Source organism: Arthrospira sp. PCC 8006, assembly GCF_046480465.1.
Classification (GTDB): domain Bacteria; phylum Cyanobacteriota; class Cyanobacteriia; order Cyanobacteriales; family Microcoleaceae; genus Limnospira; species Limnospira platensis.
In genome coordinates this window covers 1-992 of the sequence record NZ_PKGG01000475.1, presented here as the reverse complement: position 1 = coordinate 992, position 992 = coordinate 1, and the positions used below count along the sequence as shown (strand labels likewise).

Here is a 992-nt window from a genome sequence, read left to right as displayed (position 1 = left end):
CAAACTACTCAGCGGTGAAGTAATATCGTACTGCAATGTTTGCCCCTCACAGCGCGTACCACCCTCTAAGGATATGGGCTGGTATTGGTAGGTGAATACGGAGCTGGCCATGAGACATTGGTTTACTATCAAAGCTTTTCTATAATCGCTACATCAAATTTTCATCCTTCAAAATACGCTCTACTTCTTCCTCAGGAATACTAACTATTTCGGAAATTAACGAAATGGATAAGCCTTTCTTAAACGCCAAAACAATTGTTTGAACTTTAGTTTTTTCAATGCCTTGCTCAATGCCTTGCTCAATGCCCTGCTCAAGTCCTTTTTGGATTCCTTTTTCAAGTCCTTTCTCGATTCCTTTTTGAATCCCTTCTTCTACCCCTTCTATAAAAGCAGTATCAATAGTAGAATCCCAAATCCGCTTGCTTTTGCTGAACCGATAATAATCTTGCTTTTCCTTGGTATCCATGGCGTCAAACTTTAGTTGTTCAGATAACAAAGATAAGATTTTTTCATCACATTTCGAGGGTAATTCAGAGTTTTTAAAATAATACACCCAATCTTCTAATGGCGATCGCGAAACGTTATTGAAATTGTTGATTTTGATGAGGTAATATTCGGGAAATAACTCCTGCGGTGTAGTCTTGAAATACGTTTTCTTTTGAAGCGCACTCAGTTCAAGTTTATCTTCGAGGTTCATACCGGTAAAAAGCGTTTGACCGTGATAGAGATAGTCTTTGCCATGACCGAGATTGAAGTAAACTAAGCTTACCGAAATGACTTTCTTGACTTTCTCATATTTTTCTCCCGCCTCTAAATGCTCAGCCAATACTTTCGACACACCATACAACATACGTTGAAAATAATCGGCTTGATGGAAAAATTGAACTTCAATAATCACCAAATCGCCATTATCGAGTTTGCACAAGACATCGACAACCACCATTTTATCATCGGCCGCTTCACGGTTAGATTCTGATTCGAGAAGTGACTCT

At 38.8% G+C, this 992-nt stretch carries 1 protein-coding gene; it reads right to left on the bottom strand.

Annotation, left to right across the window (positions count from 1 at the left end):
- Window positions 1–148 precede the first annotated feature (148 nt).
- Window positions 149–992 (bottom strand): PD-(D/E)XK nuclease family transposase (locus tag B9T16_RS28900; RefSeq protein ID WP_410246416.1); only part of this gene is annotated, 844 nt, incomplete at its 5' end.